The organism is Dehalogenimonas alkenigignens (genome assembly GCF_001466665.1).
Lineage (GTDB): Bacteria > Chloroflexota > Dehalococcoidia > Dehalococcoidales > Dehalococcoidaceae > Dehalogenimonas > Dehalogenimonas alkenigignens.
The window spans coordinates 78,492-102,294 of sequence record NZ_KQ758903.1 but is presented as its reverse complement, the minus strand read 5'-3'; the positions used below and the strand labels follow the sequence as shown (position 1 = coordinate 102,294).

Sequence of the window (23,803 nt, the reverse complement as noted above, 5' to 3'; positions counted from 1 at the left end):
GCCGTGACCGCCCTCGCCAAAGCTGAACTACTACGCCTCATCGGCAGCGAGCCGCCGCTATTGACCGGATATATTGACCTCGGCGACCAGGTGCAGCCCAACGGCATAGACCTGACGCTGAAAGAGGTTTTCACTCTGGAAGGGGCGGGCGTCATCCCTGCCGATAATGCCGGCCGGAAATTATCGACACTCGTCCCCGCGCCTTTCGATTCATCAGGCCGCATCCATCTGGCCGCCGGAAACTACCTCATCACCTATAACGAGATCGTCAGCCTGCCTAAAGACGTGATGGCATTGGGCAGGACGCGCTCCAGCCTGCTGCGCTGCGGAGCCGCCATCCACACCGCCGTCTGGGACGCCGGCTATTCCGGGCGGTCGCAGTCGCTGGTCGTCGTTTACCATCCTGAAGGCATTGTCGTTGAAAGAAACGCCAAGGTGATGCAGCTGGTGTTTTTCAGGCTCGACTCCCTGACCGATGGGTACGGCGGTATCTACCAGGGTGAAGGTACGGACCGTAGTTCAGAGTATCGGTAGAAAGAATTTGGAGGCAAGTTTGCCTCCATTCCACGATAAAATTTACATCCGTTACTTTTGTTGCAAGTTCCAAACCCAGCTAACCGAAGCTGACCTGTATTCCGCCCGGAGAACGCCGCCCGAGAATGTCCCGGCCATCGGGTACGAGGCGCCATCCTGGGTGTGAGCTTCGCCGGTGAAGGCGCCGTTGCTGATCTTGCCGAAAAGCACCGGACCCAGGACATTGCCCGCGGCGTCGATATTGACACTGGCGGGGCCGGTAGCCGTGTTTGGGCTGCCGCCCATGGCGGAAAATATGGTGAATGTTTGGGTACCCTCGTAGGTAGATACGGCGTTTTTGGCCGTCGCCGACGGTGAACCAAGAAAAGAGTCTATCAAGCCGTACTGCTGGTCCATGTAGTAGAATCCCAAAGCCAGCGCGGTGAACAGCACCAGCGTGATGATGAAACCGCCGGGACCCCGCGGCGCCGGCGGCGCGCCCAACTTGCCGGGCGCTGGCTTGACCGCCGGTGTCTTTTTCCCTGCCGCCGCCTGTTGAACATCCGGGTTGTGCCCGCCGTCATCTCGATCGGATTGCTCCCGCTTTTCCGGCTTTGATGTGACTACCACCGTCACTACCGCTTCTGATGTCTTGAAGGTGCCGGAGGCTGTCCCCTGCACGCCGATCATATAGCTGCCGGGAGGTGTCGCCGCCGAGACAACGACATGGAGCGTCGCCGCCCCGCCCGACGCCATTACGCCGGGCGCCACCTGGGCAGCGACTCCGGCGCTGCCCCAGTCCGTAGCGACTGCAAGCTGTACCGGCTGCGGCTGGCCTTTGATTCCGACGGTGATGGGGACTGAAGCCGAGCCGCCGGGGGCGACGGTGACTACCGGACTGCCGGCGCGGACGGAAAAATCGAATTCCCAGTTGCCCTTCATAACACCTCCCGGGCGGCAGGCAAGTGGAGAGCAAGCCGATGGCAGAATCCTATTCCTTGCCTGTTTTATTGTCAAGGAACAACGGTTCTATTTAACAGCGCATCGGCGTATAATAAACATCGTGAAATACGATTTCGGCCGCCTGATCGACCGGCGCGGCACCGGGGCCGTCAAATGGGATATGAGGCAGCAACTGTTCGGCCGCGCCGATGTACTGCCGATGTGGGTGGCCGATATGGATTTTGCCATCGCCGATCCGATCACCGCCGCCCTTGAAAAGCGCATCGCCCACCCGGTCTACGGCTACGCCGCCGTCAGCCAGTCGCTGGTTGACGCTGTCGTCGCCCGTCTTTGGCGCAAATACGCCTGGAGAGTCGAGCCGGAATGGCTGGTGTTCACTCCCGGCGTCATTTCCGCCCTGGGCGCGGCGCTTAAGGCTTTCACCCATCCCGGCGATGCCGTGGTCATCAACGACCCGGTCTATCACCCCTTCTGGAGCCTGGTGCCCGGCGCCGGCTGCCGCATCGCCGCCAGCCCGCTCCGGTTCGAGGGCGGCCGGTACCGCTTTGACCTTGAAGATCTGAAGAGGCGCTTCGCCCCGCCATGGTCCGGTTTCATGGCCGCGCCCCAGCCGAAGGCGCTGATCCTGTGCAGCCCGCACAATCCGGTCGGCCGCGTCTGGACAAAGGACGAGCTAACCGATGTCGGCCGAGCCGTCATAGACGCCGGCGCCGTCGTTATCTCCGACGAGGTGCATTGCGAACTGCTCTTCGACGGCCTGAAGCATACGCCCTTCGCCTCCATTTCCGAGGAATTCGCCCAGAACTCGGTGGTCTGCATGTCGGCCAGCAAAACATTCAACCTGGCCGGGCTGGCGGCATCGGTCATCATTATTCCCAATCCGCGCCTCCGCGCCGATTTCCAGGCGGCCAGATCCGGCATACTGCCCAACCCGGACATCCTGTCCATGACCGCCCTTGAGGCCGCTTTCCGCGACGGCGACGAGTGGCTTGAGCAGTTGCTCGCCTACCTCCAGGGCAACCTTGATTTCCTGGCTGATTTCTTTGAAAGGCGCATCCCGCGGATTAAAGCGATACGGCCGCAGGGGACGTACCTGGTATGGCTGGACTGCCGCGGCCTGGGGCTGGACCGGAAGGATCTGCGCGAATTCTTTATCCACAGGGCGGGGTTGGGTTTGGATGAGGGTCACCGGTTCGGCGCGGCGGGCGAGGGCTTCATGCGGATGAACATCGCCTGCCCCAGAAGTGTCTTAGAAGAGGCGGTGCGAAAAATCGAGATCGCAGCGATACGCGGTTAAACGATCACGCTCAGCGCCCCCGGCAGCAGCGAAAACCTGAACGCCCCCTCGCCGATAATCTCGCCGTCGGCCTGAAGCAGCAGCCGTTCATCGGAGGACAATGATATCATGGAGGCCTGATCCACCCTTACCTTGCGGTGGGTGATGTGGGTGCCTTTGTAAACGCGGGGGAAAGCCTGGATCAGTTCGAACTTGCCGATATCGCCGATGGTCAGCACCTCGAAAAGCTGATCGGCCAGTTCGGCGCCGGGAGCCACTTTCATGCCGCCGCCGAAGTAGCAGCCGTTGGCCACGATAACAGAGAGGGCTTTACGGCTGATTTCCGCGGAGTCGTCCAGCTTGAGGTTGATGGACTTGTTGCGATAGCTTGCCAGCGTCTTAAACATGCCGACCACGTAAGATACGGGACCGCGGAAGATCCCGGGCAGCCTGCGCCTGGTTTCCACCGCCTCGGCGTCGAAGCCGACTCCGGCGGCGTTCACAAAATAGCGGCGGCCGGCGGCGATGCCACCCCACTCGATGACGCCCACGTCCACCAGCAGCCGTTTGTCGGAGAGCAGGTGGTGGCAGGCACGGTCAGGGTTCCTGGGTATGCCCAGCGACCGCACGAAATCGGAGCCGGAGCCGGTGTTGACCACCCCCAGGGAGAGCTGTTGGCCGGGCACGGACAGCAGGCCGTTGACCACCTCGTTGATGGTGCCGTCGCCGCCGACAGCTACGATATACCGGTAATGCTGCGCCGCGGTTTCACGCGCCAGTTCGATGCCGTGGCCGACCCGTTCGGTGAAAACGACATCGTATTTGATGCCTAGCCGGTCCATTTGCCGTTTAATTTGCGGCCAGTGCTTGATGGACTTGCCCGCGCCGGCGGCGGGATTGACGATTACCTTGGCGACAGCCTGGTGGGTCATGCCGCTCCTCAGCCAGAAAAGACTGAACTATTCTACCATAACGTGTCGAGCGGCGGCGGTTTGGGTTGGGGAGACAGCTGACGGCACACCGACAAATCGGTGTCCCGGGGCCTGACATAATATCAGCCGGCCCGTTATTACGAGTGAAAAGCCTGCCCGGGGCTGTGGTATATTATCTAAAAGTGTCGCCCAATCCCGAGAGGCTGATGCAGAAGTCCGACTCCTTAAGGCAAAAAGAGAATAAGCTGGCCGGTCTGTTCGATGAATATTATGACCGCATCGCCCGGTACGCCTATACCCGCGTCGGACACCGGCAGGAGGCTGAAGACCTGGCCTCGGAAGTCTTCGCCCGGGCGCTGAAATCCCTGGACAGCTTTGAGGAGCGCGGCCTGCCGATGGGCGCCTGGCTGTTCAAGATCGCCCATAACCTGGTGGTGGATTTCCACCGGCGGCGGGCGGAGCGGAAGACGGTCGATGTCGAAGATGTGGAGATTGAATCGGACGACAGCCCGGCGGAGCAAGCCGAGAGAAAACTGGAGATGGAACGGGTGCAGCGCGCCATGGAAAACCTGACCGAGGAGCAGCGGGAGATCATCCGGCTGCGGTTCTTCGCCGGCTTATCCTCAGCAGAAGTCGGCGCGCTTTTGGGCAAGAGCGACGGCGCGGTGCGCGAAGGCCAGTCCGCGGCGCTCAAGAAGCTGCGGGCTAGATTGATATAGATATGAACAACGAGAGAGATTTCAACCGCATACTTGATGAATGCCTCGACCGGGTAATCCGGGGCGAGGGCATTGAGGCCTGTATCGCCGATTACCCTGAGCAAGCCGCCGAACTCAGGCCGCTGCTGGAAGCCGCGGCGGGTTTACAGTCCACCCGGTTTACGCCTTCTGCTGATTCCAGGCGGCAGGCCAGGCTGCGTTTTTACCAGGCGCTTGACCGGCGGCGGCGGAAACCATTCTGGGCGCGGGTGCCGGCCTGGGCCGCCGCGGCGGTTGGAGTGGTGCTCCTGGCGGTCGCCGGGCTGGCCGGGCTGAATGTCATCAACCCGCCGGGTGACGACCCGCCGACCATCATCGTCTCCGCCCCGGCTTCGGGCGACGCTGTTAATTTCCGCTTCCTGGTTTCCGATGCCCCCAACGATATCGGGGACTTCAGCAGCCTGGTGGTGACGGTTGACCGGGTGGCGCTGCTCAAGAAGGGCGCTGACGGCGAAGCCTGGGTCGCCTTCACCCCGGAAGTGAAACAGTTTGACCTCACCCAGCTCATCGGCGCCGCTTCACGGCAGTTGTGGCAGGGCGAGGTCCCGGAAGGGGAATACACCAAGGTTGAGCTTATCGCCAGCAGCGTGAAGGGAACGCTGAAGTCCGGCGAAACGATTGATATTAAACTGCCGAGCAACAAGCTGCAGATCGGCATTCCGTTTACCGTCGGCGCCGGCACCGTAACCTCATTCACCTTCGATATCACCGTCAACAAGACCGGGCAGGGTTCCGGCAAATACATCCTCAGCCCGCAGGCCGCCGAAAGCGGCGCCGCCTACGAAAAGATGCCCTGAACCCGGATCAGGCCCGGTACTATCGTTTTATGATGCTTTCCCTGACGCTTTTTCCGTCCGGGCGTTATTCCAGATGTAAGCATCAGCCAAAGGAGACAACAATATGAAAAAAGGCATTATCGCTAAAGCAGCCGGCGTTCTGGCCACTCTGGCGGTCGTCCTCGCCGGCTGCGCCCAGCTCGGCATTCCCACCCCGGGCGATGTTCTCGGCAGCCAGCCGACCACTGGCAAACTGGAAGTCCGCGTCACCGACGCCCCGCCGCAGAAAGTCATTACCGCGGTCAATGTGACCGTAGCTTCGGTGGAGATCAATAAATCAGGCACCGCGGAGGCTGAAGGCGGCTGGATGGCCCTGGACTTCGCCGGCCCGGCGACCTTCGACCTGCTCAAGGTCCAGGACCGGGAGCAGCTGCTGGCAGTCAAAGATCAGCTTGAGCCGGGCAAATACGGCCAGATCCGCCTTGAAGTCACCAGGGTCACCGTGAGCTTTGAAGGCGAGTCCCAGCCTGTGGAAGCTAAATTACCCAGCGGCAAGCTCAAGTTCATCAAGGGTTTTGAGATCGCCGCCGGGCAGACCACGGTGCTGCTGTTTGATTTCATCGCCTCTGAATCCATCCATACCGCCGGCAATTCCGGCCAGGTAATCTTCCAGCCGGTCATCAAGCTTTCGGTGACCCAGATTCCCGGCGCCATGGAAATCACCACCCCCGGCCTGCCTAACGGCATGACGGGGCAGCCTTATACCGCTCCGATGGCTGCCATGGGCGGCACCGCGCCTTATGCCTGGAGTATCGCCACCGGCGCTCTGCCGGCCGGCCTTGCTATTGATGCCGCCACCGGCGCCATCACCGGCACGCCGTCGGCGGCCGGCCTCTCGACCTTCAGGGTCAGGGTCGCAGACAGTTCGGCCGATGCCAAAAAAGCGGCTGAAAAGGTCTTTACCATAGACATCGCCGCGGCCGGGACCATTCAAATTGTGGAGACCAGCCTGCCTGAAGGCACCGCCGGGACCGCTTACAGCGCGCCGCTGACCGCCCTCGGCGGCACTGCCACCCGGACCTGGGCGGTCACCGCCGGCACGCTGCCGTCCGGTTTGACACTTGATGCGGCTACCGGCCTCATCTCCGGCACGCCGTCCGCCGCCGGAGAAGCGGCGATCGCGGTGACCGTCACCGACACTACCGCGCCGACGCCGCTGACTGACTCTCAGGCGTTCCTCCTGCGCGTCGTGGCCGCGCCGGCGCCGCCGCCGGCAACCTAGCGTTATTGTCATCGGGATTAGAAAGGCAGCCATTCATACGGATGGCTGCCTTTCTTTGGTAAACCTGTCCCTTCGGCCAGCTCAAATCCGGCCATCCGGCGGTTATGCCTTGCGGACAACGGCGCTATAGTATCGGCTGAAGTTGACAGGCCTCCGTTTGGACGATAATATTTCGGTGGTTGGCGAAATACCGAAAAATATAGCGTGAGAGATACACATGGACCAGCTCTGGGCCCCCTGGCGGGGCAAGTTCATCGAAGGGTCGAAAACACAAGGCTGCATCTTCTGCGACCTGCCGCGTGCCGGAGATGATAAAAAAACGCTGATTCTCTACCGCGGCGCCGAGGCCTTCGTCATTATGAACGCCTATCCTTACGCCGCCGGGCATCTGATGGTGGCGCCGTTCCGCCACGCCGCCCGGCTGGCCGACCTCAGCCGCAGCGAACGCGCCGAGGTCATGGACCTGGCCGCCCGGTGCGAAGCGGCGCTGACCGCGGCCATGAAGCCGGAAGGCTTCAACGCCGGCTTCAACCTGGGCAAAGCGGCCGGCGCCGGGGTGGAGGCGCACCTGCACTGCCACATCGTGCCGCGGTGGGTGGGGGACACCAACTTCATGCCGGTGCTCTCGGATACCAGGGTCATCAACCAGTCGCTTGAAGAAATCTACGATAGATTAAAGGAGTACTTCAAATGACCGACGCCGACATCCAGCTGCTCAAAGACCTGCTGCCGTTCCTCATCCCGGTGATGATCGTCGAACTGATACTGATTGTCGTTTCGCTCGTTGACCTTTCCAAACGACAGCGGGTCAAAGGCGAAAGCAAGGTCGTCTGGGCCTTGGTGATCATCTTCCTAAATATCATCGGCCCTATCGTCTACCTGGTCTGGGGCCGCCACGCCGACCCCGGGCAGGAGGAGAATACGAATGACTCCGGCTATAAGAACTGAAAAGCTGACCAAACGCTTCGGCGATATCGCCGCCGTGGAGAATCTTGACCTGGCGGTGCCGGAGCGCGCCGTCTTCGGCTTTCTCGGCCCCAACGGCGCCGGCAAGACAACCACGGTCAAGATGCTGACCGGGCTGTCGCGGCCGACCGGGGGACGGGCCTTCATCTGCGGCGAGGAAGTTGTCCCGGACTCGGTAACGGTGCGCCGTCATTTCGGCTTTTTGCCGGACGTGCCGGCTTTTTACGAATGGATGACCGGCGAGGAATATCTCAAATTCGCCGGCCGGCTTTACGGCATGGATGATGCGGCTACTGACCGGCGGGCGGCGGAACTGCTGGACCTGGTTGAATTAAAAAAAGCCGCCCGGCGCAAGGTCGGCGGCTACTCCCGCGGCATGAAGCAGCGCCTCGGCATCGCCCAGGCTATGCTCAACCACCCGAAGGTGCTCTTCCTGGACGAACCGACTTCGGCGCTGGACCCCATCGGCCGGCGCGACGTGCTGGATCTTATCTCCCGGCTCAAGGAAGAAGCCACCGTTTTCATGTCAACCCACATTCTTTCCGACGTGGAACGGGTTTGCGATTCCGTGGGCATCATCAACAAGGGGCGGCTGGTGGTGACCGCCACTGTGGAAGAACTGCGTAATAAATATACCCGCTCAGTCTTCGAAATCGAATTTGACGAGGACGATTCGGGTTTCCTGCGGACCATCGAGGCCAAGCCGTGGTTTGCCAAAGCGGAACGGGCGGTCAACGGCAGCCCGTCGCTCCGGGTCACCGCCGGGGATGTGGCCGCGGCGCGCAGGGAATTACCGGCCCTTGTCGCCGCCAGCGGCCTGACGCTGCTGCGTTACGAATTGGCGCAGCCCAGCCTGGAGGACATCTTCATGGAGGTGGTGAAAACCTCATGACCGGATTTAAGACGCTGCTGTTCAAGGAGCTGCGGGAGCAGTTCAAGACCTTCCGCCTGCTTATCGTCGGCGGGGTGTTCCTCTTTTTCGGCCTGAGCACGCCGCTGATGATCCGGTACCTGCCGGAGATTATCAAACTGGCCGGCGGCGAGAACGCCGTGCCCATCGAACTGCCGCCGCCGACGGCGCTGCAGGCTCTTGCCGAATACTCGGCCACGGCGCTCCAGATCGGGCTGCTGATCGCCGTGCTGGTGACCATGGGCGCCATCGCCGGGGAACGCAAGAGCGGCACGGCGCTGATGACCCTGTCCAAGCCGGTCTCCGCCGGGGCCTTTGTCACCTCCAAACTCATCGCTATCAGCGCCACTTTCGCCATTGGCCTCGCCCTCGGCGGCCTGGGCGCTTTCGGCTACACCTGGCTGCTGTTTGAGGACGGCAACCTCGGCGGCTTCATCGCCCAGACCGGGTTGCTGGCGGTCTATATGACCTTCTGCGTCGCCGTGACCCTGGTCTTTTCAGCCGTTTTCCGCAACTCGCTGGCCGCCGGCGGCGTAGCTATCGGCGCCCTCATCGCCGGCACGGCTCTGACGGCCGTGCCGTATCTCGGCCGGGTGCTGCCGGGCGCCATCACCAGCTGGGGCAACCACCTCACCGCCGGCGAAGCCGGGGGTGAGGAATGGCTGGCGCTTGGGGTGACTCTGGCGCTGATCGCCGCGTCGGGCTGGCTGGCGACGGGCATCCTTAAGCAAAAGGAAATCTAGGCGGCGCTCACTCCACCTTGATCCGCGTCCGGTCTTCGGCCGGCGCGGCATGGGCGTCGGTACGGGAAATAGCTTCGTCAAGCAGGCTGCGGAGGGCCAGCAGCATCTCTTTCCTGGCGCCCATCAGGTGCTGAACCGTTTCGCCTTTGAACATTTTAAGGTCCGGCGCCCGGAGCTTGATAACCACTTCCTCGCCGGGCTGAAAAGAAATCTCGAACATGCTGTCGCTCATTGGCTGGCCTCCTCTTTATGCCCGTGTTTTTTAACCGCCGGCTCTCCGGCCGCGGACGGCTGCAAGAAATGAATGCGCAGCGTCTGGCCGTCCATTTTGGCGTCGCCGACCTTGAGACTGGTCAATACGTGCGGCAGGGCCACGGTACGGCGGTAGCTGCCGACCTTAATATTCAGTTCGTCGCGGCTGTGGATTAAGGAGACCTGCTCCTTGCTGGCGAACGGCAGCTTCAGGTTGAGCAGGTAGCCGTCGCTTGTTTTGTCGATCGTTTGAACCTGGCCCCGGAAAAAGAAAGCCGACGGGTCAGCCTCGCCGTAAACCGCCGCCGCCATCCGCCGCAGCATCTCCACCCCGACAACCTCCTGGTCTAGAAGCGGCATGTTGAGAATCGGCAGCGGCGAGAACGCTTCCTTGATGTACTTCAGGTATTTGCGCTGGCTTTCTTTCCAGCCGGCGAAGTAGTCATCGCTGACTGACTGGGGCAGGATGCGGTTGACGATAACGGCGTCGGTCGAGTAGCCGAACAGGTTCAAATAGGTCAGGGTGCGCTGGGCTTCCTTGATGACCATCTTCTCCGGATTGACCACCAGCCTGATGGAAGACTGTTCGGCATCCAGCAGGAGTTTGTGGACATCCTCCAGTTCGGCATAGAGTTCGGCCACCGCGTCCAGCACCGAGTTGGACGGTAGCGGGATGTCGGAGAGGGCGCCCACCACCGGCCGCATCACCGCGGCCACTTTCCGCTGGATGGGGAACAGCCGGTTCATCCACCAGTGCAGCATATCCGGGAAAGACAGCAGCCTGAGCGTTTCCCCGGTCGGCGCCGAATCAACGATCACCAGGTCGTAGTTCCCTTCGCGCCGGTATCTCTCGATGTAGAGCAGGTTGGCCAGCTCTTCCATGCCGGGCAGGACGGCTACCTCGTCGGCCACGATGCCGCTCATGCCGCGCCAGGACATGAGCGCGGCGATATACCGCTGGATGGCGCCCCAGTAGGTTTCCAGCGTTTTATAGATCTCGGTCTCCTGGCCCCACAGATTGGCGATTATCTGCCGCGGCTCGTTGGCCAGTTCGACATCGAAGGAATCGGCCAGGCTGTGGGCGATGTCGGTTGAAAGCACCAGGGTGCGCTTGCCCATGTCCGCGGCGCGGACGGCGGTGGCCGCGGCCAGCGAGGTCTTGCCGACGCCGCCCTTGCCGGTAAAAAGGATGACCCGCATGCGGGACCTCCGATTGACAGCCTGTCTTTAAGGTAAGTATAATTGACACTTGCCTGTAATCACAACCGCGCCGAAGTGGCGGAACGGCAGACGCGCTACGTTCAGGGCGTAGTGTCCGTAAGGGCATGAGAGTTCAAATCTCTCCTTCGGCACCATTTACTTTCTTGGTTCGGGCGCTTGTAGCTCAGTTGGATAGAGCGCAGCCCTGCGAAGGCTGAGGTCGTGGGTTCGAGCCCCGCCAAGCGCGCCATCGTCAGGGTTTCATCCGGTTGAACCGCCGCCGCTTCCCCGCCTGTACCCTAATCCCCACGTCAGTGCCGCCGCAAAGCAGCCGGAACGTTTTTTCCGTTGCGAAAAATACTCGTTCTTGCTAATATTGAATGTTTGTTATCCTTACATGAATCTTTATCCGCGTTAACTTTCGGGAGGGCATCTTGACTCAGGTTGTGACTTCGTAGAGCGGCGGCAAGGACAGCTGCCTGGCCCTGGCCATGGCCCGTGAATCCGGCATGAAGGTTACCCATCTCCTGAATATCCTCAACGAGGACGGCCGCACCTCCTGCACTCACGGCCTGTCATCAGACCTGATGCAGGCTCAGGCCCGAAGCATGGGCATACCGCTGATCCAGCTGGTGACCAACGGCTTCCGCTACGAAGCCGATTTCAAGAAATGCCTCGAAGAGCTTCACAAGCAGGGCGTGGAGGGCGGCATTTTCGGCAACGGCGACGTGGAACGCCAGTGGATTGACTCGGTCTGCCGCGAGGTCGGCATCGCCGCCCACCTGCCGCTGGAAGGCATGACCAAGGACCGCATCCTCCGGGAGTTCATCAGCCGCGGCTTTGAAGCCATCATCGTCACCACCCGGGCCGATGTCATGGGCGAAGAATGGCTGGGCCGCAAGCTGGACGCCGCTTTCCTCCGTGACTGGGACGAAATCCGCCGCGAAAAGAAAATCTCCCGCGCCGCCGAGGCCGGGGCCTATCACACCACCGTCCTGGGCGGGCCTGCTTTCAAGAAAAACCTGGAGATCGTCGAAAGCAACAAAGTGCTTCAGGACGGCTTCTGGTACCTTAACATCCTGAAGGTCGAGTAGATTACCATGCCTCTCGATGCCGGTTCTAAAGCGGCGCCGCAGCCGGAGATAGAACTCACCGCCAATGCCCGGCGCGTCCTGGAAAAGCGTTACCTGCGTAAGGACGCCGCGGGCCGGGTCATCGAGACGCCGGCGGAGATGTTTCGCCGCGTCGCCGGGACGCTGGCCGCCGCCGAGCGTCAGTACGATGCCCGCGCCGACGTCGCCGCCAAAGAAGCCGAATTCTACGGCGTCATGTCGCGCCTGGAATTCCTGCCCAATTCGCCGACGCTTTTAAACGCCGGTAAAAAGAACGGCCAGCTGGCCGCCTGCTTCGCCCTGCCGGTGGAAGACTCCGTCGAGGGCATTTTCGATGCCATGAAGTACACCGCCCTGATCCACAAGAGCGGCGGAGGTACCGGCTACTCCCTGTCCCGACTGCGGCCGGCGGGCGACATGGTTGACGGCGTCTCCGGCATCGCCGGCGGGCCGGTCAGCTTCCTCTCGGCGCTGTCGGCCGCCTCTGACGTCATCCGCCAGGGGGGGGTGCGCCGGGGCTGCAGCATCGGCCTGTTGTCGGTGCATCATCCGGACATTTTAAAATTCATTGTCGCCAAAGACGACCCGCTGGCGCTGACCAATTTCTGCATCTCGGTCGCCGTGACCGATGACTTCATGGACGCCCTGGAATCGGGGAGCGATTACGATCTCATCAACCCTCGGACAGGCAAGCTGACCGGGCGCCTCAACGCCGTCGAGGTCTTTAAGAAGATTGTCGCCCAGTCCTGGAAGACCGGGGACCCCGGCCTGGTCTTTATCGATCGCGTCAACCGCGGCAATCCCACCCCCAACCTCGGCCCCGTCGAGACAGTCACCGGCTGCGCCGAGCAGGCCCTGTTGCCCTACGAATCCTGCAACCTGGGCTCGGTCAATCTGGCTAAAATGGTCAAACAGGCCGGCGAAAAGATGGTGGTCGACTACGATAAACTGGCCGCGGCGGTCAAGACCGGCGTGAATCTCCTTGACAACGTCATCGACGTCAACTGCTACCCGCTGCTGCAGGTCGAGGAAGTGACTAAACAGACGCGCAAGATCGGCCTGGGGGTCATGGGCTTTGCCGACATGCTGGTTCTTTTGGGCGTCCCCTACGATTCATTCGAGGCGGTCAAGATCGCCGAGTATGTCATGGGCTTCGTCACCGAAAAGGCGCGGGACGCCTCGGAGGAGCTGGCCGAAAAACGAGGCGTCTTCCCGGCTTTCAAGGGCAGCGTCCACGACGCCCCCGGCGGCCGCAGGCAGCGACACGCCTCCTGCACCACGGTAGCCCCCACCGGCACCATCTCGCTCATCGCCGGCTGCAACGTCGGCATCGAGCCGTTCTATGCCACCGTTTTCGTCAGGAACGTCCTGGACGGCGAGAATTTGCTCGAGATCAATCCCTACTTCGAGTCCGCCGCCCGCCGCGAAGGCTTCTACTCCGGCGAGCTTTTACAGAAGTTGGTGTCCTGCATCGATCTGACGCAGATTGACGGCGTGCCGGAGCGCATCAAGCGCGTTTACGTCACCTCCAACCGCATCAAACCGGAGTGGCATGTCCGCATCCAGGCCGCTTTTCAGCGCCACACCGACGGCGCGGTGTCCAAGATGACCAACGTGCCCAATTTAACGACGCCTCAGCAGCAGGCGGATATCTTTCTCTTCGGCTACCGCGAGGGAGTCAAGGGCATCACCCTTTACCGGGATTCAAGCCGGGAGCTGGAATCGCTCTGCGCCGATGAAAAAGCCCATAAGCTGGTCGCCGAATACATCTCCGCCAATCCCTGACAGCTTTTTACATCACCCGAAAGTTAGTCTACAATAGGTCTTCACGGGCGGTTAGCTCAGCTGGTTAGAGCACCTGCTTTACACGCAGGGTGTCACAGGTTCGAATCCTGTACTGCCCAGTTCTCAATTCGATACTTCGTTCAACCGGTCTTGACTCCCGCCGGACGCGGTGCTAGTATTCCCCAGGATTACGGAAAAAAGGAGGGGTGTTGATGCCTGTCATGTTGATAGTTCCGGATGTCACGCCCCGGCGTGTTTAGGCTAACCAGAAATTCCTCGTCTGATCGAGCAGGTTGATAGCCGTTCCACCGGGAACGGCTTTATTGTTTCTTCTTGTCTTGAGAAAGCAGAACGGCCGCGGGGTGTGAACCGCGGTTTTCTATTTTAATGGATTTATCCTATCGCTTTACCAAAAATTCAGGAGTAAAACCAGTGAACGACCAACCGACCGATTCGCGGCCACAGGACCTTCGAGTTCTTGGCTGGAGTCCTTTTTTTAAGGAGCACTTTCAACAATTGAATATCCCTGACACGGTGCCTGCCAGGGTCATATCAGAGTCTAAAGACCTGTTCCAGGTGCAAAGCGCCGGTGGCGTGCTTGCGGCGGCCATCGCCGGCAGGATGCGGCATCGGCTCAAGGCCGAAGGCCTGTACCCGGCGGCAGGTGACTGGGTAGCGGTCAAGCCGTTGGCCGGTGAAAAGAAAGCCGTTATCCAGGCGGTGCTGCCGAGGAAAAGCAAGTTTTCCAGAAAAGCAGCCGGCGAACGTACCGTGGAACAGATTGTCGCCGCCAATGTCGATACCGTTTTTATCGTCAGCGGCCTGGACGGCGGCAGGAGCTTCAACCTTCGGCGTATCGAGCGTTACCTGACCCTCGCATGGAGCAGCGGCGCCGCGCCGGTCATGGTGCTTAATAAAGCCGATGTGTGCCCAGGCGTTGAAAATTTCATCCTTAAGGTTAAAGCTATCGCCCCCGGCGTACCGGTTCACGCCGTCAGCGCCCGGGAGCGCGCCGGCCTGGAGGCGCTGGCGCCGTACCTGACCGAAGGCAGCACCGTCGCTTTTCTGGGGTCTTCCGGCGTCGGTAAATCGGCTCTGATCAATGCGATGCTGGGCCATGAGCGCCAGCAGACCGGGGCGGTCCGATCGGATGACCGCCTGGGCCGTCATACCACGACCATGCGCCAGCTCCTTCTCCTGCCCGCCGGCGGCATTGTGATCGACACGCCGGGGATGCGGGAAATCCAGATGTGGGCGGGAGAAGATGATCTCCACGGTACATTTTCAGACGTCGAGATGTACGCCCGGGAATGCCGCTACGCCGATTGCGGCCATGACGGGGAGCCGGGTTGCGCCGTCAGGGCGGCCATCGACCAGGGAGAACTTGATCCCGCCAGGCTGGCAAGCTACCGCAAGCTGGGGAATGAGATACATTACCTGGCTGCTAGGGAGGCGCAGAGCGCCCGCTGTTATGAGAAAGAGAAATGGAGACCGATAGCCAAATTGGTGAAAGAAATCAACCGATCCAGGTTGGAATAACCGCCTCCAGATTGAGGGGGTAACTGCCTGCTTACCTGAGCTGGAAGCATTCGCAGTTGCCTGGCGAACCAGGAGTTACAGGAGTCTCTTCAGGCAGCGGTTCGTTCAAAAACCACCGGCTGATCACCAGCCGGTGGTCTATGTCGTCTTTCACTATGCCGGCCAGCTTGAGTGACCGCATCACATTGGTGATCATGACCCTGGAAGCCCCGACCAGCGCGCCGAGGTCGTCATGGGTCAGCCGGAAATTCAGCTTCATCCCATCGGACGTCTCGCGCCCGTGTTCTTTAGCCAGCCTGGCCAGCGTCCGGCACAGGCTGGAACGGGTGTCGTAGATGGCCACGTCTGCCAGTTGTTCGGTTATCCGCCTGATTTTATCGCCCAGGCTCTTGATCACTTTCAGCGATAACTGGCTGTTCTGGGCAAGCAGGGTCTCAAAACTGCTCTTGTAACAGGCGCATAGCCGGGTATCCTCCGCGGCGACCGCGGCAAATGACCTGCGGCTTTCATCGAAAAGGACTTCCTCACCGAACAGCTGATTGGCGGTGAGGTATCCCAGCACGATTTCCCGGCCGTCTTCGGAGGTCTTGATCAGCTTAACCCGGCCTTTGGTGACGATGAAGACGGAACTGGCGGGCTCGCCCTCGTTGAAGAGATATTCATTCTTCAGGTATTCGGGGCGCTGAAACAGCCGGCGGACATCGGCTTTTTCCTTTTCGTCCAGCGCGTCGAATAACCACATGTCCGCCATACAGCTAAGCGATGTCATTTCAATCCTCCGGAACCACGCTTTATTCTACATCACGCCGCCGGGTTTGTTGGTAAAGTATTTTACAGACTTCCCGCCGCGGCGGTGCCACAATAAAGAAAAAATTGGAGGTAAGCATGGCGACATTAGCATTCGTGTTCATCCTGGCGGCCGGCGTCTGCGGCTTCACGTTGAAAACGGCTCACAACCCGCTGAAAGGTTTTATCACCGCCAAATTGTTCTGGGTCCACCTGCTTCTCGGCGTCACGGCGATGACCCTGGCCGTGATTTCGCTTCTAGATTAAATTAAGGAGGCTTGCTATGGCTAAATTGCCGCCGGAGGTTATCGCGCTGTTTCAGGATCCCGCGGTGCCTAAAATGGTAGCGACGGTAAGCCGCGATGGCGAATTGAACGTCACTCCCAAAACGAGCATGACCGCGGTCGACGACGAGACTCTTGCCTTTGCCGATCTCTACGGGCGAACCACCAGGACCTTCAAGAACCTGGAGGAAACCGGGAAGGTAGCCATCGTCGCCATGAAAGTGCCGGTCGCTCCGCCTTTCACCACTTTTCAGGTTAAAGGAACTTACCGAGAGTACCTGACCTCGGGGCCGGTGTTTGAGCAATTCGCCGGCGCGTTGAAAGCGGCGATGGGCGTCGTCATCAGCGGCGTCGGCACAGTTAAAGTTGACGCGGTCTTTTCTCAGGCGCCCCAGGATAAGGGTAAACAAATTGCCTGAAACCGCGGCGCGCGGACGAGTTCGATAACACCCGTGTCCGGGCGGTTTTACGGCGAGTCCCGCCGGCATCAAATAAAAAGCGAGGCCGCCAAAGCGGCCTCGCTTTTTATCGACTGCCCGGTTACCGGGCTAGAAATCGGTGCCCATCTCAAAGTCCCGGACTGCCCCGGCCTTGGGCTGGATCTGGTCCGGCCGCATCATTTCGTTGTCCTCGTGGTCGGTGATGTGGCAGTGCCAGACGTACACCCCGTCGCCCGCCGCGGGATCGAACGGGAAGCTGCCGGAAGTCCCGGCCGGCACGTCCTGCGGCGCCCAGCGGACGGCGATGCGCGAAATCTCGCCCATCCGCATGATGACCGTGTCTTTCCAGCCGGCTTCGTAAGCCAGGGGCGGCGTCGCTTGCCCCAGCAGGAAAGGAGTGTAGTCCGGGTTTCCGCCGATGGCGCCCGCGGCGTTTGGAGTGAAGTAATCGTTTGGCGGGCCGTGGCCCGGCATGAACATACCGTCGGGGAAGGCCATGTCGTAAGCGGCCATGAACGCCTTCATATCGAAAGGCTGCCGGCTGAGCAGCTGGAACTGGACAGCATGGAGGTGGATAGGGTGGGAGTCCATGGTCATGTTGGCGATCTCCCAGATTTCGGTGTCGCCTTCTTCGGGCAGTTCCGTCAGCCAGTTGGGCGGCACTTCGACCGATCCAGGGATGGGTATGGGCGGGTCACCTGGATTCATGCCATGCCGCAGCCCGCTCCATTTGGTGTTGTTGACCAGCGCTTCCAGCGGCCCGCCGGCCCCGACAACTTCGTTCAAGGTCAGGAAGCGGGTTTTAGCCGGTGTGACTCCAGCCAGGCGCACCATCGGCGGCCGCAGCGGTATGCCTGAAGCCGGGTTGTAGCTGGTATCCTCGGCGGGAGCGGCGGTGGATACCCTGAACTGCATGATCCGGCCTTCGGTCGAGGCCTTGGGGTTGCCGTTGACCGTCGGGGCGGTGTTCCGCAGCGTCAGGTTGAGCGGGAACCTCACTCTCCGGGCCGCCAGCAGAGTGCGCCACACCGGGTCGGCGAAGTCGACGATGATCTCGTAGCGTTCGCCGGGCATCATCATCAGGCTGGTCTGCTGCCCCGCCTTGATCTGCTGGCCGTTGGCGTTGGGATCGATCAACACCGGCGCGTCGAGGTAGCCGCCGTCGGTGGCGATGACCCACATCCGCGGCCCCTTGATCCCGGAGGCGGTGTCCTGGAGGAACATATCGTAAGCCCTGGAGTTGGAGCCGTTGATCAGGAAGAAGCGGTACCGCTTCTGTTCCACCGTCAGGTACGGCCAGACCTTGCCGTTGACGATGATGGTGTCGCCGACGAACTCAGGCACCCAGTAGGGGTGTTCCGGGTTGACGCCGGCGTTTGGCATGAGCAGCTGCCCGTTGGTATCGAACATCCGGTCCTGGATGACTAACGGGATGAGGTAGTCCGTAGTGCCGCCCCGCTGCAGGCCGACCGGGTGCAGGCCGTCGGGCAGGTCAAGATCAGGATCGATCAAGGCGTAAGCCCCGGCCAGCCCGCCGAAGGTGGCGTTCAGCCGGGTGCCGCCCAGCAGGTGGTCGTGGAACCACAGCGGCGCCGCTTCCTGGCTGTTGGGGTAGGTGTAAATACATTCGTTGGCCGCCGCCCCGGCCATGGAATAATAGGCCGGCCCTTTATCCATAGATATCGGGGCGGTTCCGGGCACATCGCTGGCAAACCAGGCTTCCGGCCCGCCGTCCACCACCGCCGGGACCTCGCCGCCGTGCAGGTGCGGCACCGCCAGCACCGGCCCGTCGTAATGGAGTTGGGCGTCGCTTGCTATCGGCATCATCTCGCCCTTAGCCTGGTGGAAGGCGGAATGGAGCGTCTGATCCGTCCAGTCCCGCCAGTGAATGGTGTTCGCGCTGGCTTCGAGGTTGTTGACGTAGCGGATCCGGGTCGGCGTGCCGCGGCTGGCCACGATGACCGGCCCGACGTTGGTTTCCACCAGCCCGGGCGCCGCCGCCGGTCCCACGCGGTAGCCGAAAGTCCACGTCCCGGTATAGCCCGGGTTGGCCGCCGCCCAGGTCGAGGGCATGATGTTGGCCTTGAAGGTGTGCATGTTGAGCACCAGCTCATTCGCGCCCGCGACCACCGTGGGTATCCCGGTGGTCGATGCCGGGTTCAAGTCCAGCACCGGCAGCGGGTCAATGAACTGCGGTATCTTGTTGCCGGGCAGCGGTACCTGGCCTGCCGGCGGCGGCTTAGCCGCAAACATGGTTAGGCCGCGCACCAGGGCGCTTTCCGCCAGCAGGACGCCGCCGGCTCCCGCCGCGGTCAGCCCGGCCCGCTTCATGAACTCGCGCCGGCTGATGCCGGTTTTCTGGTTTTCCATAATTCTCCTTGTTCCGGTTAAGGGAATGTTTCCCCTTCCGATAAATTCGTTAATATTATTTTCGCCCCCTCGGCGGTAATTGTGCATTAGTACTACTACTTGGTATTTGATGATTTAGCCCCTAATTTTTACTTGTCTTTATACTTATCGATTACAAAAAGAAACGCCCCCGGTTCCGGGGGCGCTTCTCTAAGGGGCTGCCAGGTTCGCGTTAGTACATTGACCTGCGGCGGGTGAAGTAGTACAGCAGGCCGCCGACGATCACCACGACAAAGAAGCCGCCGGTGATCCAGGCCCACATCGGGATGTCCTCCAGGGAGAAGCCGACGGTGAAAGTGAAGGCCGATCCCGCGGCGCCGACATTGCCTGCGCCGTCCTTGGCGATGACCCGCCAGTAATACGGGGCTTTCTTGGGCACCGTTTCCAGTTTTTCAGCCTCGGTCATCGTATAGCTGGATGAAGTCAGGCCGTCTTTCTTGAGCGCCAGTTTGGTGAAGCTGGAATCCAGCGCCACTTCCAGGGTATAGGTAACGCCAGAGGGGTCGGAAACATCGTTCCAGTCAAAGACTACCGGCTGCTCCGCTTTGGTATCCCTGGCCGGGGTCACCAGCGTCGGCGCCGCCGGGGCGTTGCCTTCCATGATATAGTCAAATTGCATAGTAGTGGTGCCGTCTGAAATGGTGATAACGTGTGCTCCAGCTGGTATAGCGTCGATCTTGAACTTAATACTGAAAGTCCCGGTGGCGTTTGCTGTAATTGAACCCATTGGGGAATTGCCCAATCTTACCGTGATAGTCGAATTTGGCATGAAGCCAGTACCAGTCGCTGTGATTTCCTGGCCGACATAGCCTGGTTCTGCGGTATTCGTCAGGGGTGTAAGAGTTGCAGTAATCCTGGAAATAAAACTTGCGGTGGCTACGTTGCCCAGCCCGTCGGCGGCGTAAATGGTGTGGGTGCCGGCCGCGGCGCCGGGGATGACCACCTGGGCGCTGAAGGTGCCGTTGGCCTGAATGACCGGTGTCGCCGGGGAACTTGCCAGCGGCGTAGCGTCATAGGTGAAGCTCAGGACCCCGGCCGGTGAGAAGCCGGAGCCGGTGATGGTTACCGTAGTTCCGGCGGTGCCTTCAGTAGGGGTGATGACGATTCTTGAATTCACCGTAAATGTGGCGTTGGCAAACACGGTGGTGTCCGAAGTCACCCTGGCGGTGATGGTATGCGCCCCGGCCGACGTCGTCGGGATGATCACCGCCGTCTTGGTGAACGTGCCGTTGGCCGCCGCGGTTATCGAGGTGACGCCGGTGAAGGCGGCGCCGTCGAACTCGAAGTCAATCACCCCGCCGGAGGTAAAGCCGTTGCCTGAAATGGTTACCGATGTTCCCACCTGCCCTGAATTGGGGCTGACGGTGATCTTGGACACATTGATTGTATATAACTTGGTGGTTGAGATGGCGGTGGCGGTGTTGTCCCTGACGATGATGGTGTGAACGCCCCTGGCCGCGGTGGGGATCGTGATCGTAGTCGTCGGAAGGATCCCGGAGGCGTTGGCGGTGACCGTGGTCAGGGCGGTGGTGGTGTCGCTGTCGAAGAAGAAGCTGACTGAACCCAGGGCTGTGAAGCCGTCGCCGTTGATGGTCACGGAGTCGCCGACGCCGCCGGCTTCAGCCGAGATGGTGGTGATGCGGGGGATGATCGAAAAAGTCGCCGTCGCCTGGTTGAGCGATGCGTCTCTGGCGGTGATTGTATACGCCGCCCGCGGCGACTGCGTCGGCACCAGGAACGAAGCGAAGAAATAGCCGTTGGCATCGGTTGTCGGCACCTGAGCAACCGGAGTTGTTAGAGCGCCGAAATAGACATTTGCCGCCTGAGAGGCCGCAAAGCCGTAGCCGTTGACGGTGACCGAAGCCCCGATAGGACCTGAAAGCACCGATAAAGTAATAGCCGAAGTGACGGTGAAAGATTTGGCAGTGGCTGTGTCTCCGACGCTTTCAATCGTCAATACATCGGTATAGACGCCTCGGGCTACCGATGGCACGGTAAACGACGTTGAAAATGTACCGGATACTGTGGCGTTGCCTGATGCGACTACAGTCCCCGACCATTTTATCGTATAAGGATTGTTCGCCGTGAAACCGCTGCCCGCGGCGGTGATGATTGATCCCGGGGCTGCCGTAGCGGTGGAAATGGTCCACGTCCCGGCTGCCGCCCCCACCGGCGCCGCCAGCGCGCCGATGCCCAGCAGGGCGGTGATGAGCATGATGGGAAGAGTCCGCAGGAAAATTTTAAGTCTCATGGTCCGGCCTTCATTCCTCCTCATGGTTTTTTAGACTGGTTTTACATTCAGGCGCAATTATAGCACACGGATTTGGCTCTGTATCCTGTTTTATTGCCCGTATTACGATTGTACCACCGCCGCGCCTCCGGGCTGTTCCCGGCTATACCTGATACAACGATGTCATCTGCCCCCGGATAGCGGCCCGCCGCCCGCCGGAAAATTATTTTTTGCCGGGCCGGCCAAAAACGACAAAAGTCGCTTGACAGAACGCAGAACGCGCGTGCTATCATGGTTGGGCGACAGCAGGGCGGGTCCAGCCCGAAAAATTCCCCGGCGTACTGAGTTGCCGGCCTGTTGCCTGGTAGTAGAACAAATGAGCGTTATACGGCGCCGCCGTGCGTTAAAGGTGCATTTTGAAAGAAGGAACGAGCCATGACTGGATGGCAGACCCGCTGCCGGAATATGTCCGCTACCGGGATGAGGGCTGCGAGCTGTCCAATTCCTGTCTCAACTGCCCCTTTCCCCGCTGCATTTATGAGGTGCCGGGCGGCCTGCAGCGCTACCGGCAGGACAAGAAAGCGCGGGAGATCGTCTTCCAGCACGGCCGCGGGCTGTCCGCCAAGCAGATCGCCCGGCTGCTGGGTGAAAGCCTGCGTTCTGTCCAGCGGGTCATCCGGGAGTTCAAGCGCCGGACCCAGCTTGAGATAGATGAGAATCAAAGGGAGGTCTGGGATGAATAATTTGAGCCCTTCGGCGAATGATGAATTGGATGGCCGCGGGCGGCGCTACCGCGGCCTGCTGGACTTTTACCGCGGCCAACACTGGCCTGCCGCCAGGAGGGAGGACAAGCGGCTGACCTTCAACTACGCCGCGACGGTGGTGGACAAGCTGACCGCCTACCTCCTGAACGGCATATCTGTCCGGGCCGCCGCGGCCGATGAATCGGCAGAGTCCGGAGTCCGCGCCGGGCGGGCGCAGTGCCTCCTCGACAAGACCCGCAGTGACAATTTTCTCGACCGCCTGGACTATGAGACAGAGATCGATGCCGCGGTTTTGGGCGACGGCTGCTACCGGCTTGGCTGGGACGCCGTCTCGGCGTCGGTGCGCGTCACCTCGCCGGATGTTGCCGGCATCGAGGTAAGCTATAACTTTGACGGCGTGACCGCCGAGCGGGTGACCCATGCCTACGCCGTAGATAAAGAGACGGCGCGCCGTGCCTGGGGTTTCGACTGCCTTAACCGAACGGTTGATGTCCTTGAGACCTGGACCGCCGCCGAATATCAGGTCGCCTGCGGCGGCGAGGTTGTCGCCGGCGGCCTGAATCCCTACGGCTTCATTCCCTTCATCGTTTTCCCCAACCTGCCGCGGTCCAAATCGCCGTGGGGCGCCTCCGATCTGGAGCCTTTGATCGAGGTGCAGCGGGAACTGAACCGATCGACCAGCCAATTGTCGCGTATCCTCGAACTGTCGGGCAATCCCATCGCCGTCCTGGAGAACGTCGAGTCGTCGCAGGACATCGCCGTGTCGCCCGGCGCCGTATGGCACGTTCCCGAGGAAGCCAAGGCTTACCTGCTGGATCTTTTACAGGGCGGCGGCGCCCAGCTTCACATAAATTACATCGAGCTGCTGTTCCGCGTCCTGCATGACCTGTCCGAGATGCCGCGGGCGGCCTTCGGCGGCCTGGGGCGGGACGTCTCCGGCGTCGCCCTGGAGCTTGAGCTGCAGCCTCTGCTGCAACGCGTCTGGCGCAAGCGGCTCATCCGCACCGGCGTTTACCGCAAGCGCGCCGAGTTGATGCTGGCCCTGTACTCGAAATACCTCGGCGAGAACTTCGACGGCGTCGGCATCGAGGTCATTTGGTCGCCGGTACTGCCGCGGGACATGGCCGCCGCCGTGGCCGCCGAACAGGCGCTGGTCCAGTCCGGCATTCATTCCCGCAAACGAGCCATGACCGGCCTCGGCGTGGATGACCCGGACCGGGAGTTTTCAGACTGGCTGGCCGAGCGTGAATCTATTTTGAAGATGAACCGGAGCAATAACCTGAAAGCGGGAGAGAGCGCGGTGTAGGTGAGGGCGACGGTAATACTTAACCTCCTCGCCCGCGGCCTCGCGGGAGAGGATAGAGGCGAGGGCAGCAAAAATCAAGGAGAAACATGGAAACCGAATTGGAGACCACAATAGAAGAAGAAGCGGAACTATCCGAAACAGAGACGGCTGTGCCCGAATCCGCCGCCGAACTGACGGCAAGGCTCATCTCGCGGGAGGCCGAACTCGCCCGCCTGTCGCGGGAACTGGCGGATAAGGACGACCTTATAAAGCGGCTGAATAAAAACCTGAACGCCGCCGTCGGCGCCTACCGCGGCTCAACCGCCGCGCTGCACCGCGACCTGCCGGAGGAGCTTATAGAGGGTGACAGCGTTTCCGCCGTAGATGAATCGCTCCGCAAGGCTATGGACCTGGTGGCGCGGGTCAAATCGGCGCTGGCGCAGGCTGCCCCGCCCCTGGTCGCCGCCTCTCGCTCCCGCCCCGCCGCCGGCGGCCTGTCGTCGGAGGATAAAATCCGCCGCGGGTTGGCGCAGTGACCTCCTCTCCCATCGCCTGATGGAAGAGGAATGGGGTGAGGGCGAGACGTTTGCACCCTCAC

At 61.0% G+C, this 23,803-nt stretch carries 23 protein-coding genes, 3 tRNA genes and 1 pseudogene; 20 read left to right on the top strand and 7 right to left on the bottom strand.

Annotated elements, in window-relative coordinates; translation table 11 throughout:
- The first annotated feature begins 3 nt into the window (after positions 1–3).
- Positions 4–534 (top strand): deoxyuridine 5'-triphosphate nucleotidohydrolase, encoded by a 531-nt coding sequence (locus tag DEALK_RS00535; RefSeq protein WP_058437713.1) that lies wholly within the window; start codon positions 4–6, stop codon positions 532–534.
- Positions 535–585: 51 nt separating this feature from the next.
- On the opposite strand, the gene DEALK_RS00530 is transcribed toward DEALK_RS00535, so the two are convergent.
- A complete protein-coding gene (locus DEALK_RS00530) occupies positions 586–1,455 on the bottom strand; it encodes a hypothetical protein (protein WP_058437711.1) in 870 nt (289 codons plus the stop codon).
- A 121-nt stretch (positions 1,456–1,576) separates the two neighbouring features.
- Between DEALK_RS00530 and DEALK_RS00525 the strand changes: the two genes are divergently transcribed.
- On the top strand, positions 1,577–2,773 hold the full coding sequence (locus DEALK_RS00525) for a MalY/PatB family protein (RefSeq protein WP_058437709.1): 1,197 nt from the start codon (positions 1,577–1,579) through the stop codon (positions 2,771–2,773).
- Here DEALK_RS00525 and DEALK_RS00520 read toward each other — a convergent pair.
- A complete protein-coding gene (locus tag DEALK_RS00520; RefSeq protein ID WP_058437707.1) occupies positions 2,770–3,684 on the bottom strand; it encodes a diacylglycerol/lipid kinase family protein in 915 nt (304 codons plus the stop codon). The two genes, DEALK_RS00525 and DEALK_RS00520, sit on opposite strands and share 4 nt — an antisense overlap.
- A gap of 206 nt (positions 3,685–3,890) precedes the next feature.
- On the opposite strand from DEALK_RS00520, the gene DEALK_RS00515 reads away from it, so the two are divergent.
- The 7 genes from DEALK_RS00515 to DEALK_RS00485 all read left to right on the top strand — a co-directional run bounded on the left by DEALK_RS00515 (position 3,891) and on the right by DEALK_RS00485 (position 9,119).
- Complete coding sequence (locus tag DEALK_RS00515) at positions 3,891–4,403, top strand: sigma-70 family RNA polymerase sigma factor (RefSeq protein WP_144437044.1); 513 nt, start codon at positions 3,891–3,893, stop codon at positions 4,401–4,403.
- Between the two features lie 2 nt (positions 4,404–4,405).
- Positions 4,406–5,239 (top strand): DUF4382 domain-containing protein, encoded by an 834-nt coding sequence (locus DEALK_RS00510; RefSeq protein WP_058437703.1) that lies wholly within the window; start codon positions 4,406–4,408, stop codon positions 5,237–5,239.
- Between the two features lie 103 nt (positions 5,240–5,342).
- On the top strand, positions 5,343–6,500 hold the full coding sequence (locus DEALK_RS00505) for a putative Ig domain-containing protein (RefSeq protein WP_058437700.1): 1,158 nt from the start codon (positions 5,343–5,345) through the stop codon (positions 6,498–6,500).
- A 217-nt stretch (positions 6,501–6,717) separates the two neighbouring features.
- Entirely contained in the window at positions 6,718–7,194 is a 477-nt protein-coding gene (locus DEALK_RS00500; RefSeq protein ID WP_058437698.1) for an HIT family protein, read from the top strand.
- Positions 7,191–7,448 (top strand): PLD nuclease N-terminal domain-containing protein, encoded by a 258-nt coding sequence (locus DEALK_RS00495; protein ID WP_058437695.1) that lies wholly within the window; start codon positions 7,191–7,193, stop codon positions 7,446–7,448. Before DEALK_RS00500 ends, DEALK_RS00495 begins: the two co-directional genes overlap by 4 nt.
- Positions 7,426–8,358, top strand: a complete 933-nt coding sequence (locus tag DEALK_RS00490; protein WP_058437693.1) for an ABC transporter ATP-binding protein — start codon at positions 7,426–7,428, stop codon at positions 8,356–8,358. Before DEALK_RS00495 ends, DEALK_RS00490 begins: the two co-directional genes overlap by 23 nt.
- Positions 8,355–9,119, top strand: a complete 765-nt coding sequence (locus DEALK_RS00485; protein ID WP_058437691.1) for an ABC transporter permease — start codon at positions 8,355–8,357, stop codon at positions 9,117–9,119. The genes DEALK_RS00490 and DEALK_RS00485 overlap by 4 nt, the downstream gene beginning before the upstream one ends.
- Before the next feature lie 7 nt (positions 9,120–9,126).
- On the opposite strand, the gene DEALK_RS00480 is transcribed toward DEALK_RS00485, so the two are convergent.
- Both DEALK_RS00480 and DEALK_RS00475 read right to left on the bottom strand, forming a co-directional pair.
- Positions 9,127–9,351, bottom strand: coding sequence for a hypothetical protein (locus DEALK_RS00480; protein WP_058437689.1), 225 nt, complete (start codon positions 9,349–9,351; stop codon positions 9,127–9,129).
- On the bottom strand, positions 9,348–10,571 hold the full coding sequence (locus tag DEALK_RS00475; protein ID WP_058437687.1) for an ArsA family ATPase: 1,224 nt from the start codon (positions 10,569–10,571) through the stop codon (positions 9,348–9,350). The genes DEALK_RS00480 and DEALK_RS00475 overlap by 4 nt, the downstream gene beginning before the upstream one ends.
- A 69-nt stretch (positions 10,572–10,640) precedes the next feature.
- Between DEALK_RS00475 and DEALK_RS00470 the strand changes: the two genes are divergently transcribed.
- The 6 genes and pseudogenes from DEALK_RS00470 to rsgA all read left to right on the top strand — a co-directional run bounded on the left by DEALK_RS00470 (position 10,641) and on the right by rsgA (position 15,007).
- Positions 10,641–10,726, top strand: a tRNA-Leu gene (locus DEALK_RS00470).
- Between the two features lie 18 nt (positions 10,727–10,744).
- Positions 10,745–10,821, top strand: a tRNA-Arg gene (locus DEALK_RS00465).
- A 220-nt stretch (positions 10,822–11,041) separates the two neighbouring features.
- A pseudogene (locus DEALK_RS00460) lies at positions 11,042–11,665 on the top strand (Dph6-related ATP pyrophosphatase); the annotation flags it as partial.
- Positions 11,666–11,671: 6 nt separating this feature from the next.
- The gene (locus DEALK_RS00455) at positions 11,672–13,468 is read left to right on the top strand and encodes an adenosylcobalamin-dependent ribonucleoside-diphosphate reductase (RefSeq protein ID WP_058437684.1); all 1,797 of its coding nucleotides are present in this window, start codon (positions 11,672–11,674) and stop codon (positions 13,466–13,468) included.
- A gap of 45 nt (positions 13,469–13,513) precedes the next feature.
- A tRNA-Val gene (locus DEALK_RS00450) sits at positions 13,514–13,587 on the top strand.
- Between the two features lie 313 nt (positions 13,588–13,900).
- Positions 13,901–15,007, top strand: a complete 1,107-nt coding sequence (gene rsgA / locus DEALK_RS00445; RefSeq protein WP_058437682.1) for a ribosome small subunit-dependent GTPase A — start codon at positions 13,901–13,903, stop codon at positions 15,005–15,007.
- 31 nt (positions 15,008–15,038) lie between these two features.
- Here rsgA and DEALK_RS00440 read toward each other — a convergent pair whose 3' ends face one another.
- Positions 15,039–15,776: a Crp/Fnr family transcriptional regulator gene (locus tag DEALK_RS00440; protein WP_058437679.1), complete on the bottom strand. Its 738-nt coding sequence runs from the start codon at positions 15,774–15,776 to the stop codon at positions 15,039–15,041.
- A gap of 116 nt (positions 15,777–15,892) precedes the next feature.
- Between DEALK_RS00440 and DEALK_RS10035 the strand changes: the two genes are divergently transcribed.
- The gene (locus tag DEALK_RS10035) at positions 15,893–16,060 is read left to right on the top strand and encodes a hypothetical protein (protein ID WP_165802761.1); all 168 of its coding nucleotides are present in this window, start codon (positions 15,893–15,895) and stop codon (positions 16,058–16,060) included.
- Positions 16,061–16,076: 16 nt separating this feature from the next.
- Positions 16,077–16,496 carry a pyridoxamine 5'-phosphate oxidase family protein gene (locus DEALK_RS00435; protein ID WP_058437676.1) on the top strand — a complete coding sequence of 140 codons (420 nt, stop codon included), beginning with the start codon at positions 16,077–16,079 and terminating at the stop codon, positions 16,494–16,496.
- Positions 16,497–16,625: 129 nt separating this feature from the next.
- Here the strand turns inward: DEALK_RS00435 and DEALK_RS00430 are convergent, their stop codons facing one another.
- Together DEALK_RS00430 and DEALK_RS00425 are read right to left on the bottom strand one after the other, a co-directional pair.
- On the bottom strand, positions 16,626–18,887 hold the full coding sequence (locus DEALK_RS00430; RefSeq protein WP_058437674.1) for a multicopper oxidase family protein: 2,262 nt from the start codon (positions 18,885–18,887) through the stop codon (positions 16,626–16,628).
- A gap of 211 nt (positions 18,888–19,098) precedes the next feature.
- Positions 19,099–21,177 (bottom strand): hypothetical protein, encoded by a 2,079-nt coding sequence (locus DEALK_RS00425; RefSeq protein ID WP_058437672.1) that lies wholly within the window; start codon positions 21,175–21,177, stop codon positions 19,099–19,101.
- A 395-nt stretch (positions 21,178–21,572) separates the two neighbouring features.
- Here DEALK_RS00425 and DEALK_RS00420 point away from each other — a divergent pair, with 395 nt between their 5' ends.
- The 3 genes from DEALK_RS00420 to DEALK_RS00410 all read left to right on the top strand — a co-directional run bounded on the left by DEALK_RS00420 (position 21,573) and on the right by DEALK_RS00410 (position 23,741).
- Complete coding sequence (locus tag DEALK_RS00420; RefSeq protein WP_144437042.1) at positions 21,573–21,899, top strand: hypothetical protein; 327 nt, start codon at positions 21,573–21,575, stop codon at positions 21,897–21,899.
- Positions 21,892–23,226 carry a phage portal protein gene (locus DEALK_RS00415; protein ID WP_058437668.1) on the top strand — a complete coding sequence of 445 codons (1,335 nt, stop codon included), beginning with the start codon at positions 21,892–21,894 and terminating at the stop codon, positions 23,224–23,226. Before DEALK_RS00420 ends, DEALK_RS00415 begins: the two co-directional genes overlap by 8 nt.
- 86 nt (positions 23,227–23,312) lie before the next feature.
- Complete coding sequence (locus DEALK_RS00410; RefSeq protein ID WP_058437666.1) at positions 23,313–23,741, top strand: hypothetical protein; 429 nt, start codon at positions 23,313–23,315, stop codon at positions 23,739–23,741.
- Positions 23,742–23,803 lie beyond the last annotated feature (62 nt).